Consider the following 13,200-nt stretch of genomic DNA (forward strand, 5'->3'; position numbering starts at 1 on the left):
CTGTGTCGGTGACCGGGCACCTTCTACTCTACGAAGCGACCGGAAGACGAGCGGATCGGGCGAACCAGGCGAGGATCTCCTCCCCGGCGGTGACGCCCGCGGCGTCGGTCACCGAGACGGTCGGGTGGCGCCAGTCCATCAGTTCGAGTTCGCCGTGGCGAGGCCGGATCGCGGCGTCGGCGGCCTTCAGCATCTCCGCATCGAGCGCACCGTCACCCGCGGCGAAGACCGGGGCGTCGTCGGTAAGCACCCCGCGGGCTCGGAGCCGGCGGTGCACCTCTGCCACCGCGCGGCTCTTGCACACGCTGTTCGGCATCGTGTAGATCTTCCGGCCCTGCTGCGACGCGTTCCAGCCGCGCGTCGAACACCACTCGTGCCAGTCGTCGAGAAATCCCGCCGGTTGCGCTGCGACGTCGACGACGAGGTAGCAGAACAACTCGTCGGCGATGCGGAACTTCGACACCCAGTCCTCGGAGATTCGGCGGCGCAGTTCGGTCGTCATCTCGTCGAGGCTCGCACCCCCCGCGCGTACCGCTGCTTCCACGGTCCTGCGCCAGTGCGGGTCGAGATGCCCGTCCTCGAGGATCGACCCACCGTTGCTCGCGATTGCATAACGCCACGGACCGCCGGGGAGGTCGATGCGGCGGAACTGTTCGGGTGTGCGCGTGGTCGTCGGCACCATCGCGACCTCGCCGGCGAGCGTCCGAAGCTGTTGCGCAGCAATGTCGGTGACGTACGACAGCGGTGCGCTCTCGTAGTACTCGACACAGAGTAGATCCTGCGTGTCGAACTGGTCGCCGGTCATCGCGGCGCGCGAATAGATGAGGGTGCGGTCGAGATCGGTGGCGACCAGTGCGGTCGCAGTGCTGGTCACGGCAGGTCCTTGATCAGTCCCATGCAGGAGTAGGCCAGGTCGGGAACCTCCTCGACGGGAACGTCGCGAGCGGCCGCGAGCATCCGGATATGGGCGTGCTCGTCGGCGGTGATGTCGCGCACCAGAACCTTCCAGGGAACGCGGCGCAACAGCACGCGGGTGGTCTCTCCGACACCGGGTTTGACGAAGTTGACGCTCGAGATGCCGTACTGCGCCCGCACCCGCTCGACGGACTCCCAGCCGGCCCAGGTGGGGGTGCGGTCGGATTCGAGCACTGCCTGCGCGGCCGATGCGACGTCGCCGCACGTGTCGAACTCCGCGGCGACGGCGTCCAGCAGATGATTCGACACGTCGTCCGCGGCCAACTCGGCGTAGAACTTGGCGCCGTGGAACTCCCCGGGGCCGATCAGGCTGTCGTTGAGGACAGTTCGTGAGACCAGTCCGGAGACGGTGGAGTTCAGGCAGGCGGAGGCGATGAGAAAGTCGTCGCGCGTGCCGTAGGTGCGGACGCAGTGGCCGGGGTCGGCGAGTACCGCGAGATCGTCGGACAGGACGGGACCGCCTCGCGCGGTGTATTCGGCGAGCGCAGCGGACAGTTCACGCGCGATCGCGCCTTTGCCCGTCCAGCCGTCGACGAAGACGACCGACGCGGGAGCGTGCCGCGCGGTGATGTGGTCGAGAGCGGCGGAGTCGATGCCGCGACCCCGGACGATCGACACGGCGTAGTGCGGCAGCGTCAGACCGTGGTGGTGCAGCGCCCATCGACGGATCAGGATGCCGATCGGGGTGCCCGCCCGCGCGAGCGACACGAGGGTCAGGTCGGTTCCGCGTTCGGAGAGAAGCAGTTCGGTGACCGTGCCCACCGCGTGCGCCAACCGGCCCGCAGTGCCGGCCAGTGCCTTGTCGAACAGTTCGCGGTAGGCGGCGTCGGGTTGGTACTCGATCGGCAGGGACTCCGCGTAGTGCGCGAGACCCGCCTGGATCCGCGCCTCCCGTTCGGCGATGTCGCCCTCGAGGTCGGCGTGGGAGAGATCCTTGAGCAGCCACGTCACCTCGTCGGGCGCGTAGGAGCCGAACTCGGGTCCGGTCAGTGGCACGGTCATACGGTCTCCCTGTGGGTGCGCAGCACCGTCGGATCGGTGGCGGGCACGATCACGACGAGGACGTCCTCACCGGCAGCAGTGAGCACGTCGAGAACACCTCCCGGTGCGCGCAGGCGGTCGGTGTCGGCGGGCGAATCGATGACGAGGATCAGCTCGGCGCGGACCTCGGTGGACGTAGACCACTGCGCGTTGTAGAGGAAGCGCGGCACCTCGTTCTCGAACTCGCTGTCGATGTGTTCGGGTGCGGTGAAACGGAATCCGCGGCGCAGCGGATATCCGTCGACGTCCATCACGTGGACGGGGGAGCGGGTCGTGGTCTGGAACAGCGCGGGAGTGCCGCGGTCGACGAGTGCCTCGGCGAGTCGCAGCGGCAGATACATCAATTCCTCGTGTCCGACGACGACGGCGGGTCGCCGGGCGTCGCGTACGTCCGCGATCGTGTCGGCGAGCGTCGACAGAGCCGCGTCGAAGGCCGCCGCGTCGGTGCGCAACATCCCGTGCCGCCCGCCGTCGGGCACATGGGACGGCCACGCCGCGTGGAGGAACCGGACGTCGCCGCGTTGCTCCCCCACCGGATTGAGGAGAGGGTCGGGTAACGCCGCGACCCGCGCGACGAGATCGTCGGGGACGACGGATCGTCCGGCGGCCAGGCTCACGTGCTCGATGCTCGTGCCGAGTTCCGCGGCGACCTCTGCCGTCCGGCGGCGATCCTGTTCCGACCGCATGTCGACGAGGGAGGCGAGGACGTAACGATTACGCGGATGATCGCGGTGCAGCGCGCGGATGGCGTCGAGGGCCGTTGCTCCCGTGGAGATCTCGTCGTCGACGAGCACGAGCGGCGCGGCGTTGGCGAACAGTGCGCCGGAGGTCGGCTGCAGCAGGTGGAAGGTCGCGTGCGAGTGCCCCTCCTCGAATCCGGTGAGCACCTCCGCTCCGGGAACCTGGCGTCGCGTCGAATGCAGACAGCATGCGGCGTCGAGGGCGTCGGCCACGCAGTGACCGAGACCCGTTGCGGTCTCGGCGAATCCCATGACGACGGCGTCGGATGCCGCATCGCCGAGGAGGTCGGTGACGAGCCGGCCGAGCCGGTGACCGGCGCCGCGCACCGCGGCCGGTTCGGTGGGGATGTGCTTGCCGAGAACCGTGGAGACGAGCAGGTGCGCACGCCGTGGATTGCGTCGCAGCCCGGGCCTGACGAGCTCGGGAACCGTGAAGCCACATGACGACTCCGCATGTTCGAGAGCGAAACCGAGCTCTGCGGTGGCCCAGGGGATGTCGAGAATATCGGTCATCGGTCCACCAACGCCGTCAGCAGATCGACGAAGGTGATCCCCTTGCGGGTGACACCGAACACCGACGCGCGCAACCGGGTCTGCTCGGCCCACGTACGGTGGGGTCGTCGTTCGTTCATCTTGTTCCCGTATCCCGAGGCCTGCACACCACCGGTGTCGCGATCGAGGATGTCGGTCGCATCGTGGAACTCCTCGTGGGTCACGGCCGACAGGGCATGCACCGCAGCGACATGCGACGGATGGATGACGGTCTTGCCCTGGATGCCGTTGGCGCGGTCGAGGGCGATCTCGCGCAGCAGACCGTCGAGGTCGCGGCTGACGAGCTGCTGACGGAACAGCACGGCATCCTGTTCCTCGAAGGGTGTCGAGCGCAGCATCGGTCGGAACATGCGTTCGTGGTCGGCAAAGTACTCCCAGACGGGCCCGGTGATGACGAAACCCGTTCCGTCGGTTCGCCCGAGGTGGTTGACGATGTCGGCGATCACGTCGACGACGACCCGGACGTCGTAGATCGTCAGGTCGCGGTCGCGCCGGATACCGAAGGTCGCGCACATGTCGGTCGCGCCGATCCGGACGGCGAGGATGCGGTGGCGATGTTCGGCGAGGATGCTCGAGATCGCACGCAATTCGCCGTCGCGGGTCTCGCGGTGGACGACCTCGGCCGACTCGATGACGGGCATCGCGTAGAGGTGACGGCCGAGGAGGTCCGACGCCGCGGCCACCGCCTCGAGGAAGACGGGGCCGGTGTGTGCGGTGAACTTGGGCACCACGAATCCGGTCAGCACGGCCTTGCCGGCGCCGAGCATAGACGCGATCCGCCCGACACCGTCGGCGGTGCGGACACGGACGAACAACATCATCGGCGTCGGTCCGCGTTCGGCGAGCGCATCGAGTGTCGCGACGGCGTTCTGCAGGCCCTGCTCGACCTCGTCGTCGGCGACGGCGTCCTCGAGGTCGAGCACCATCGACGTCACACCCTCGGCCGCACGTTTCGAGATGGTCGTGACGAGATCTCCGCGCGTCGCGGGTACGTAGAGCGTGGCGCCGAGAGCGGTCGCCAGGCGGTCGCGATCGTCGCTGTGCCCGAACGGCTCGGGACGGTGCAGGAACAACTCCTCCATCGTCGCGCCGTCGAGATGCCGAAAGTGCTGCATGGCGCGCACTTCGGTAAGCGTGGCCCCCCTCATGCGTTCTCGGTCCGTCCTCTCATCCGATCGACCACTCCTGCGATGAAGGTAGACACCGCATCCAAATCTCTGACGTAGGCCCAGTAGTCGGGGTGCACACCGGTGAGTGCGTCGACGGCCCTGTCGATCCGGCTCAACTGCGAGTCGAGAACGGAACCCCATTCTGCGGTGAGACCGCGTTGCACGGCCAGGTGTTGTGCGTCACGGAGGCGGAACCGTACCTCGTCGACCTTGGCCCCCGGATTCTGTCGGACGGAGCGCAGCGTGGCGAGTCGTGCGGTCACGGCGTCGACGAGTTCCTCGGCGCGTGACAGCTCGGCGCGGATCGCCGCGACCAGCTCGAGCGCTTCCTCGGGGCGGCCGTCCTTCGCCGCCGCCCGTGCGCGTCCGAGCTGGTCCTCGGCGCGAGCGAGCAGTTCGGCGGCCTGTTTCTCGTTCCCGGACAGGTCGGCGGAGCTGGCCGCATTGAACTCGCGCAACAGCGCGGAGAAGGCCGGGGCGAGACCTTCCGCACGGGTCCGGACCGCTCCGATCCTGGTGGTGACCGAGGCGAGGGTGCGAACGGCTTCGTCGCGGCGCCCCGGTGCTGCGGCGAGGGCGTCGAGCAGAGCAGTGGTCGCCTCTTGGACTCGGAGGGCCGCTGTGCGGGTCGCGCCCACGCTGTGCGCTGCATCGAGGCTGTTCAGGGCCTTCTCGAGCGTTTCGGTGGCGGATCGGACCGACGGATAGTTCGCAAAGGAAACAAAATCCGGGGTCTGCGTCGCGGCGAGGGTGTTGCGCGCTTCGGTACGCATCCGGTGTGCCAGCTCGGGCACCGTGTTCGCCACGGTCGTCATGTGCTCGAGGTGTCCCCGGTTGTTTCCGAAGAATTCATCAAGTGTTCGTGTTGCTTCGGTTATCTGCCGCAGTGCCTGCTCGTAGGCCGGAGCAGGTGCGAGCGGTTGTTCCGGATCCGTCACTGCCAGTTGAAGATACGTCTCACCGGCGCGATAACACGCCTGACGGATGGGATCCCACTGACGGAGCAGGTGCCGTTCGGGTTCGAGCTCGTAGGACGCCGCCACACCGGCCTCGATGACGGACTGGCGCTTGTCCATGTCGAGGAACGCCGCGACCATCGCATCGTGTGCACGACGAGCCGCGGGATCTTCCGTGTCTCCCCCGCCGAACAGGCGGCGCGTCCATCGGCTCGCCACAGAACCGAATGGTACTGGGCGCACGTCCACCGGGCCGATCCGTCACCTTTCCGCCGGTCGGAACTGTGGTTCGTGCGGGTCACGAAGTGAGGCGCGGGACCGGGCATAGTGGATATGGGCGTACCCCACGGCAACAACTAGTGTGGGGAGAAACGCACACCGGGCGTGCCCTATACCGGTACGTCGACCGTTGGAACGATCGAAAGGACCCCGCATGGGCGTCAGCTTGACCAAGGGCGGAAACGTCTCCCTCACCAAGGAAGCTCCGAACCTGACGGCAGTGGCCGTCGGCCTGGGCTGGGACGTTCGCACCACCACCGGCACCGACTTCGACCTCGATGCCAGTGCCATCGCTACCGGGGCCGACAAGAAGGTCGTCTCCGACCAGCACTTCGTCTTCTTCAACAACCTCAAGTCGCCCGACGGTGCCATCGAGCACGCCGGTGACAACCGCACGGGTGAGGGCGAAGGCGACGACGAGGTCATCAACGTCGACCTCGCCGCCACCCCGGCGAACATCGAGAGCATCTTCTTCCCGGTCTCGATCTACGATGCCGATTCCCGCAGCCAGTCGTTCGGCCAGGTCCGCAACGCGTACATCCGCGTCGTCGACCGCGCGAACGGCAACGAACTCGCTCGTTACGACCTGTCCGAGGACGCCTCGACCGAGACCGCCATGGTCTTCGGCGAGCTGTACCGCAACGGTGCGGAGTGGAAGTTCCGCGCCATCGGCCAGGGCTACGCGTCCGGTCTCGCGGGTATCGCCCGCGACTACGGCGTCAACGTCTAGTTCGTTTCTTCCGGGTTCCGGCTTCGGTCGCAGTACCGAAGCCGGAGCCGACGTGCAGTAACCACCCTGCAACGCCCTGATTCCGATTAGAAAGGCCACGCTTCGTGGTTCTGCGAATATTCGGTGCATCCTTCGCGGTCACCGTCGTCTCCCTCGTGGTCGCCTTCCTCTACGGCGGCCCGCAGGCTCTGTTCCTCTGCGTGATCCTCGGCATCCTCGAGGTCTCGCTGTCGTTCGACAACGCGGTCATCAACGCGACCGTGCTGCGGCGGATGAGCGAGTTCTGGCAGAAGATCTTCCTCACCGTCGGCATCCTCATCGCCGTCTTCGGTATGCGTCTGGTGTTCCCCCTCGCGATCGTGTGGGTGGCGTCCGGACTCGGCCCCATCGCGGCACTCGACCTCGCGTTGAATCCGCCGCCGGACGGAGCCGCCTACTTCCCGGACGGCAGCCCCAGCTACGAGACCCTGATCACCGATGCGCATCCGCAGATCGCGGCGTTCGGCGGCATGTTCCTGCTGATGCTCTTCCTGCACTTCATCCTCGAAGATCGCGAGATCAAGTGGCTCGAATGGCTCGAGCGTCCCCTCGCGAAGGCCGGCAAGCTCGAGCAGCTCGAGGTCGTCGTCGCCACCGCGCTGCTGCTCATCACGGCCACCGTGATCGCACCCGAGGACAAGGTCTCGACCGTCATGATCGCCGGCGCGCTCGGCATGATCACCTACATCGCGGTCAACGGACTCGGCGAGATGTTCCACATCCCCGAGGAAGACGAAGAGCCCAGCGGCGGACCGAGCGGCCTCGCGAAGGCCACCGGTAAGGCCGGCTTCTTCCTGTTCCTCTACCTCGAGGTGCTCGACGCGTCGTTCTCGTTCGACGGTGTCATCGGAGCCTTCGCCATCACGTCCGACCCGATCATCATCGCCCTGGGCCTCGGCTTCATCGGCGCGATGTTCGTCCGCTCGATCACCATCTTCCTGGTGCGCAAGGGCACGCTGTCCGACTACGTGTACCTCGAGCACGGTGCTCACTGGGCCATCGGTGCGCTGGCACTGATCCTGCTGTACTCGATCGGCACCCACGTGCCGGAGGTCATCACCGGCCTCGTCGGTGTCGCCCTGATCGGTACGGCATTCGCCTCGAGCATCTACCGCAACCGCAAGATCGCGGCGAGAGAAGGCGAAGATGCTGTGAAGACCAGCATCCCCTGATCCTCGACAGTTCGAACCACATGCCGATGGGAGCCCTCGATCCGACATCTCGGATCGAGGGCTCCCATCGCTTTTCCGTACCCCGTGCGCATCCGCGCAGCACTCCGACGAAAGGCTCGACATGGCCATCGACTACAACAAGAAGCCCGAACAGAACGCAGGCGGCGTCAACCTGAGCAAGATCAACCTCACCAAGGAATCCCCGACCGTGAGCCTGTCGAAGGCCGGGGCCGGGCAGGGCGTCACGCGGGTGAACCTCAACTGGTCGCGCGGTGAGCAGAAGAAGGGCTTCCTCGCGAAGCTCACGGGCGCGAGCGGCGGCGTGGACCTCGACCTCGGCTGCCTGTTCGAACTCGCCGATGGTTCCAAGGGAGTCATTCAGGCGCTCGGGAACAGCTTCGGCGCGCTGAACACCCCGCCGTACATCCACCTCGACGGCGACGACCGCACCGGCTCGAACACCGGTGGCGAGAACATGCACGTCAACCTCGAGCGCCCCGAACTGTTCAAGCGTGTGCTGATCTTCGCGATGATCTACGAAGGAGCGCCGAACTGGGCTGCCGTGGACGGCGTCGTGACGCTGACCCCGCCGTCGGGTCCGCAGATCGAGGTGCGCCTGGACTCGCCGAACAACGGCGCGCGCATCTGCGCGATCGCGATGCTGCAGAACACCGGGCAGGGCATCACCGTCGAGCGTCTCGTGCAGTACATCGACGGCAGCCAGTCCGACCTCGACCGCGCGTTCGGGTGGGGCATGCAGTGGCAAGCGGGGCGTAAGTAGCCCCTAGTGCGAAATTCTTTCCGGCCTGGTGGCCGGTCACGGGAGATCCCGCCGGCGCATGTCGGCGGGATCTCGGTGGTTCCAGGGGTGCAAGCAGGTCAGCGTCGTCGGAGAGCGAGGACCGGAATGGTGCGTTTCCCGCGCGTCTTCTCCTCGACCTCTGCTCGACCGGTCTTGCGGCCACGATGATGCACGAGCGCCATGGGCGCACCCTCGAAGTTGCCGCCGACCCGGCCTCCGTTGGCCCGGAACTCGGCGATCACCTGCGCATTCCAGTCGTCGGACGAACTCATGGGAGAAATCCTCCTGGCTACTGCAGTCGGCTACGAACCACCGTAATCATGTAGAGGACCACGGGGTCCGGAACGAGGAATCACGAGCGGTCGGTGGTCGCCGCCAAGGATCCCAATAGCCGAAGTTTGTCGTCACTGGGCGAGCCGGCAGAGGCCCGGTACACGATCAACTGATGTCCAGGTGCGCTGCGAACGTCGAATGCGTTGTATTCGAGGACGAGATCGCCGACGGCAGGATGCCGGAACTCCTTGGCCTCGTGTGTTTTGCCCCGCACATCGTGCCGATTCCACAGTTCGCGGAACTCCGCGCTCGCATCGTGCATCTCGAGAACGAGGGCACGAACGTCGTCGACCGAGCCGGTGTGGCCCAGAGCGAGCCGGAGATTCGCGACGCACGACGTCGTGGCGCGCTCCCAATCGGTGAAGAAGCGGCGCCCGAAGGGATCGAGGAAGGTCATGCGCACGAGATTGTCGATGCGCTCGAAGCCGCTGTAGAGCGCACCGGCGAGCTCGTTGTACGCGAGAACATCCAACCGGCGGTCGATGATGAGCGCGGGTGTGTGCGACCAGGATGAGAGAAGCTCCCGCAGTGAATCGTCCACGGTCTTCCGCACCGGAGTGGGCGGTGTCGGAGCCAGTCCGGCGAGACGGAACAGGTGCTCGCGCAGGTCGGTGTCGAGAGCCAGTGCGCCGGCGAGGGCGTTGAGAACCGCCGGAGACGGGTTCCGTTCGCGACCCTGTTCGAGTCGCGTGTAGTAGTCGACGCTGACACCGGCGAGCATGGCAACTTCCTCGCGACGCAGACCGGAGACCCGCCGCCCCGACTGCGCCGTGATACCGACATCCGACGGCTGCACGTGTCCGCGTCGCGCCTTGAGGAAGGTTCCGAGTTCGGTGGAGACCATGAGACGACGCTAGCTCCCCGGATGCGGTACAGACAGGCCCTGGTGCACCCAGGCACACACCGGCCTGTTCCGGCCGCCCATCCGCCCCGACAGTGGAACTCGCCGGATCTCCCGGCACCCCGATCCTCATCTGGAGTACACATGACCATCCCCTTCACTCCCGAATTGTTCGAACTCATCCGCGAGAACGCCGGCGGGCATCGTCCGCTCCTGTTCGGCAATGCCCGGATCATCACCGGCGACGCCCTGATCGGCGATTTCGACCGCGGCGACGTCCTGCTCGGTGGCGCTCGTGTCCGGCAACCTTCGCAATCCTGTCCGTGTCTCGTGACGACTCGGAAACAGATGTGCTGCAACGATTCATCGATGATGCCGACGCCGCGCACACGGTCGTCGTCGACGGTGAGATAACCCTCTGGGGCGGTCGATCGGTCCACGCCGACGACCCGACGGAGACCCCGACCGCCACGGACGTGGCATCGGACCGTCATCTCGGAACTTGGATCGACGAAACGGATTTCGTGCACCAGCACCTGACCGCGGACGGTCGCTACGACGAGACCCGCGGTCGACGCCCGCATGCATATCAGGGCTCCTATCGGATCACCGGCGACCGCATCGACTACCGCGACGACCTCGGATTCTGGGCCTTCGGCGAATTCGTCGACGGCACCCTGCAGCACGCCGGTTACACCTTCCGCCGCGCCTGACACTCATCGGAAAGCCACCACAATGAAGACAACTCTCGCCGATTTCACCGCGGCCCACGACAGCGACCGTCCGATCCTGCTGACCGGTGGCGCCGTCGTCACCATGGACCCCTCGATCCCGGACCTCGACGCCGGCGACGTCCTGCTCGTCGGCCCGCAGATCATCGCGATCGGCGCCGACCTACGCTCCGATCCCGGGCACGGTGCCGCAGCAGCCTCGGCACTCGTGGTCGACACCCGCGGTGCGATCGTCGGCCCCGGTTTCGTCGACACCCACCGTCACGCCTGGGAAGCGCAACTGCGCCGGAGCATTCCCGACGTTTCCGACCTCGGCGAATATGTCATGTCGACCCTGGCCGGCGTCGCCCCGAACTACGCACCGGAGGACATGTACATCGGTACCCGTCTCGCCGCGCTGACCGCGCTCGACTCGGGCATCACCACCATGCTCGACTTCTCGCACAACTCCCGCACTTCCGCGCACTCCGATGCTGCACTGAATGCGCTCATCGACACCGGAATTCGGGGCGTGCATGCCTCGATGGGTCCTCACTTCGGTGAGTGGGATCGTCAATGGCCCAAGGATATGAACCGGTTGGTGAGCGACTTCCACGGCGCCGCAGACGGTCTCGTCACGGTGCGGCTGGCCGCCCTGGCGACCGACGAGATCGCCGGACCTGCGATCGCCTACGGGCCCGAACTCGCTGCTTTCGCAAGTGATCTCGGTGTGTGGACGAGCATCGACGCGGTTTTCGGGATACCGTCGTCGGAGGCGATCCTGCGCTGGGCACGGATGGGGATCCTCGATCCGACCCTCACCTTGATCCACGCGACCGGCCTGACCCCCGAGGCGTGGACGGCGATGGGGGATGCCGGTGTCACGGTTTCCCTCGCCCCGACCTCCGACGCCCAGATCGGCCTCGAATCGGCGGTGCCCGCTGTGGACGAGGCTCTCGCCGTCGGGATCCGGCCGGGTCTGAGCATCGACGTGGAGGTCGCGCTCGCGAGCGACATGTTCACCCAGATGCGGACCCTGCATGCCATCCAACGCATGCGCGCCACCAATGCTGCATACGGAACGGAGGAGACCCGCAACCGGATCACCACCCGCGACGTCCTCGACTTCGCCACCCTGCGAGGCGCGCAGGCCAACGCGCTCGGGCACGTCACCGGTTCGCTGACACCGGGCAAGGAGGCCGACCTGCTCATCGTCCGCGCCGACGACATCAGCAACATGCCGCTCAACGACGCCGTCGGCACCCTCGTGCTCGGCTCCGACGCACGCAACATCGACACCGTCCTCGTCGCCGGCAACCCGCGCAAGTGGGCGGGTTCGCTGGTCGACGAGGACATCGACGCCCTACGCGAGGCCGTGATCCGTTCCCGCAACGCCATCATCGGGCGGGTGGCGGCGACACTGTGACGACCTCCAGGGAAGTGAAGGACATGAAACAAGTCGAGCACCCGTTCGTCGGACTGTGGGCGACCGCCGACGGTAACATCCGCCAGCGTCTCCTGCCGGAGGGGCGATACGTCGAGGCCCGCGGCAGCCGGGAAGCTGCCTACACCGGTGACTACCGGATCGAAGGAACGATGATCTACTACCGTGACGACGCCGGCTTTTCCGCCGACGGTGAGTTCCGCGACGACGTGCTGTACCACGCGGGAATGGTCATGTATCGGCACCTGAGAGCGCGGCAATAGGAGTGCCGATCCGGACGATGGTCATGCGGGCCGTTCGGTCGCAGTCAGGAGCTCGTGCAGCACGCCTTCCTGAAAAGTCCGTGCTTGCCGACCTGAAGGCGGAAGCTCACCGGAGCGTGCTGCGATGGACTGTTCGATCGCCTCGACCGGCTGGTAGGCGGTCCCGAGTAACCGTCGGCCGGCATCGATTTTGGACAGCCACTTCCCGTAGCGATGTCGAACCAGCGCGCGACAGGCTCCGAGGACCGCGTCGTCGGCTCCAGGTGCGGGCCGGTCATCGGCTGGGCCGGGCAGCGCCATCCACCAGCGCAGCGAGTCGACCAATAGGCTCTGTAGTTCCTCCGGTGCCAGCTCGGCGAATGTCTCCGGGGCCGGCGGTCCCGCCAACACCCGGCCGCTCTGGTGCAGGATGCTGCGGTCCAGTCCGTACCAGAACGTCCCGTCGGCTGCCGGGCGGTCTGTGGGCTGAAGTGTCTGCCGGAAGGCCATGTCCGGCCCGTCGTTCAACTCGAGCTCGAAGCCCGGTTCTCCGGTGCCCGACTGCGCCGTAGCCATGGTGTAGACCACCAGTTCCAGGCCTCGGGCCGGACATGGCAGGGCGCTGTGCCGCAGCCGAGCGATCAACTCCCGCTTCACCGTTTTGCTCAGGGGGTCGCGACAGAGCAGGGCGATGTCGATGTCGCTGCGGCCGGGATGGAAGGCGTTCAGGGCGAGCGACCCGGCCGCGTACGCCCCGACGAACTCCGCACCGAGCACCTCCCGGGCAGTGTCCACGACGGCTTCGAGGTATGGCTCTACATCGATATTCGGCACCACCCCATCATGCGCGGCACACCGTGCCGTGCACACGATGCATGCCTCTACGTAGTGAGGCGCACGATGCAGGCCACCCAAGTATGGTCACTGAGCTTTCCGGTCTCCTCCGTGATGGCCCACGTCCGCAGACCTGTGCAGGCCAGGTCGGAAGCGATGTGATCGATCCACGGCCCGTGCTCGACCTCACCACCGGTATGCAGACTCCATCGGCTCATTACCGCCATGGATCGTGGATTACCCCGGTAACCGTGGTTCGTGTCGACAGGCCGCGCGAGCATGCCACCGAAGCGCCTCGATCCGCAACCGGGAGGCGACCAAATTACTGGTTGACACAACAA

The 13,200-nt window shown here is 66.5% G+C and carries 14 protein-coding genes and 1 pseudogene; 6 read left to right on the top strand and 9 right to left on the bottom strand.

Translation table 11 applies throughout. The features are described 5' to 3' along the window. Nucleotides 1–28 precede the first annotated feature (28 nt). The 5 genes from BLV31_RS03415 to BLV31_RS03435 form a co-directional block, all read right to left on the bottom strand. Nucleotides 29–805, bottom strand: coding sequence for an HAD family hydrolase (locus tag BLV31_RS03415; RefSeq protein ID WP_064060053.1), 777 nt, complete (start codon nt 803–805; stop codon nt 29–31). A gap of 65 nt (nt 806–870) precedes the next feature. Beyond that, nucleotides 871–1,977: a cysteine protease StiP family protein gene (locus BLV31_RS03420; protein ID WP_006550714.1), complete on the bottom strand. Its 1,107-nt coding sequence runs from the start codon at nt 1,975–1,977 to the stop codon at nt 871–873. After that, nucleotides 1,974–3,269 carry a phosphoribosyltransferase family protein gene (locus tag BLV31_RS03425; protein WP_064060031.1) on the bottom strand — a complete coding sequence of 432 codons (1,296 nt, stop codon included), beginning with the start codon at nt 3,267–3,269 and terminating at the stop codon, nt 1,974–1,976. Before BLV31_RS03425 ends, BLV31_RS03420 begins: the two co-directional genes overlap by 4 nt. Continuing rightward, nucleotides 3,266–4,423, bottom strand: coding sequence for an HpcH/HpaI aldolase/citrate lyase family protein (locus BLV31_RS03430; protein ID WP_064060030.1), 1,158 nt, complete (start codon nt 4,421–4,423; stop codon nt 3,266–3,268). The genes BLV31_RS03425 and BLV31_RS03430 overlap by 4 nt, the downstream gene beginning before the upstream one ends. 29 nt (nt 4,424–4,452) lie before the next feature. Continuing rightward, a complete protein-coding gene (locus tag BLV31_RS03435; protein ID WP_064060029.1) occupies nt 4,453–5,574 on the bottom strand; it encodes a hypothetical protein in 1,122 nt (373 codons plus the stop codon). 292 nt (nt 5,575–5,866) lie between these two features. On the opposite strand from BLV31_RS03435, the gene BLV31_RS03440 reads away from it, so the two are divergent. The 3 genes from BLV31_RS03440 (at nt 5,867) to BLV31_RS03450 (ending at nt 8,434) form a co-directional block, all read left to right on the top strand. Next, nucleotides 5,867–6,442, top strand: a complete 576-nt coding sequence (locus tag BLV31_RS03440; RefSeq protein WP_006550710.1) for a TerD family protein — start codon at nt 5,867–5,869, stop codon at nt 6,440–6,442. Nucleotides 6,443–6,546: 104 nt separating this feature from the next. Next, nucleotides 6,547–7,653: a DUF475 domain-containing protein gene (locus BLV31_RS03445; protein WP_064060028.1), complete on the top strand. Its 1,107-nt coding sequence runs from the start codon at nt 6,547–6,549 to the stop codon at nt 7,651–7,653. A gap of 121 nt (nt 7,654–7,774) precedes the next feature. Beyond that, nucleotides 7,775–8,434 (top strand): TerD family protein, encoded by a 660-nt coding sequence (locus tag BLV31_RS03450; RefSeq protein ID WP_064060027.1) that lies wholly within the window; start codon nt 7,775–7,777, stop codon nt 8,432–8,434. 155 nt (nt 8,435–8,589) lie between these two features. Here the strand turns inward: BLV31_RS03450 and BLV31_RS03455 are convergent. The 3 genes and pseudogenes from BLV31_RS03455 to BLV31_RS25310 all read right to left on the bottom strand — a co-directional run. Beyond that, nucleotides 8,590–8,727: pseudogene (locus BLV31_RS03455) on the bottom strand (nitroreductase/quinone reductase family protein); the annotation flags it as partial. Nucleotides 8,728–8,807: 80 nt separating this feature from the next. After that, nucleotides 8,808–9,632, bottom strand: coding sequence for a helix-turn-helix transcriptional regulator (locus BLV31_RS03460; RefSeq protein WP_064060026.1), 825 nt, complete (start codon nt 9,630–9,632; stop codon nt 8,808–8,810). Between the two features lie 126 nt (nt 9,633–9,758). Then, nucleotides 9,759–9,935, bottom strand: coding sequence for a hypothetical protein (locus BLV31_RS25310; protein ID WP_235367013.1), 177 nt, complete (start codon nt 9,933–9,935; stop codon nt 9,759–9,761). Nucleotides 9,936–9,979: 44 nt separating this feature from the next. Between BLV31_RS25310 and BLV31_RS25315 the strand changes: the two genes are divergently transcribed. From BLV31_RS25315 to BLV31_RS03475, 3 genes are read left to right on the top strand one after another with little or no spacing between them, the layout of a single operon-like run. Then, nucleotides 9,980–10,342: an Atu4866 domain-containing protein gene (locus tag BLV31_RS25315; protein ID WP_248846164.1), complete on the top strand. Its 363-nt coding sequence runs from the start codon at nt 9,980–9,982 to the stop codon at nt 10,340–10,342. A gap of 22 nt (nt 10,343–10,364) precedes the next feature. Beyond that, nucleotides 10,365–11,765, top strand: a complete 1,401-nt coding sequence (locus BLV31_RS03470) for an amidohydrolase family protein (protein WP_064060025.1) — start codon at nt 10,365–10,367, stop codon at nt 11,763–11,765. A gap of 23 nt (nt 11,766–11,788) precedes the next feature. After that, nucleotides 11,789–12,046: an Atu4866 domain-containing protein gene (locus BLV31_RS03475; RefSeq protein WP_174556250.1), complete on the top strand. Its 258-nt coding sequence runs from the start codon at nt 11,789–11,791 to the stop codon at nt 12,044–12,046. Between the two features lie 21 nt (nt 12,047–12,067). Here the strand turns inward: BLV31_RS03475 and BLV31_RS03480 are convergent, their stop codons facing one another. Further along, the gene (locus BLV31_RS03480; protein WP_248846163.1) at nt 12,068–12,820 is read right to left on the bottom strand and encodes a nucleotidyltransferase domain-containing protein; all 753 of its coding nucleotides are present in this window, start codon (nt 12,818–12,820) and stop codon (nt 12,068–12,070) included. Nucleotides 12,821–13,200 lie beyond the last annotated feature (380 nt).

Source organism: Rhodococcus pyridinivorans (assembly GCF_900105195.1).
Classification (GTDB): Bacteria; Actinomycetota; Actinomycetes; order Mycobacteriales; family Mycobacteriaceae; genus Rhodococcus; species Rhodococcus pyridinivorans.

Bases quoted from the DNA above. Each gene is read 5' to 3' on its own strand.
- BLV31_RS03420 (WP_006550714.1), bottom strand. From the start codon at position 1,977: ATGACCGTGCCACTGACCGGACCCGAGTTCGGCTCCTACGCGCCCGAC.
- BLV31_RS03415 (WP_064060053.1), bottom strand. From the start codon at position 805: ATGACCGGCGACCAGTTCGACACGCAGGATCTACTCTGTGTCGAGTAC.
- BLV31_RS03475 (WP_174556250.1), top strand. From the start codon at position 11,789: ATGAAACAAGTCGAGCACCCGTTCGTCGGACTGTGGGCGACCGCCGAC.
- BLV31_RS03430 (WP_064060030.1), bottom strand. From the start codon at position 4,423: ATGCAGCACTTTCGGCATCTCGACGGCGCGACGATGGAGGAGTTGTTC.
- BLV31_RS03435 (WP_064060029.1), bottom strand. From the start codon at position 5,574: ATGGTCGCGGCGTTCCTCGACATGGACAAGCGCCAGTCCGTCATCGAG.
- BLV31_RS03470 (WP_064060025.1), top strand. From the start codon at position 10,365: ATGAAGACAACTCTCGCCGATTTCACCGCGGCCCACGACAGCGACCGT.
- BLV31_RS03440 (WP_006550710.1), top strand. From the start codon at position 5,867: ATGGGCGTCAGCTTGACCAAGGGCGGAAACGTCTCCCTCACCAAGGAA.
- BLV31_RS03425 (WP_064060031.1), bottom strand. From the start codon at position 3,269: ATGACCGATATTCTCGACATCCCCTGGGCCACCGCAGAGCTCGGTTTC.
- BLV31_RS03460 (WP_064060026.1), bottom strand. From the start codon at position 9,632: ATGGTCTCCACCGAACTCGGAACCTTCCTCAAGGCGCGACGCGGACAC.
- BLV31_RS03450 (WP_064060027.1), top strand. From the start codon at position 7,775: ATGGCCATCGACTACAACAAGAAGCCCGAACAGAACGCAGGCGGCGTC.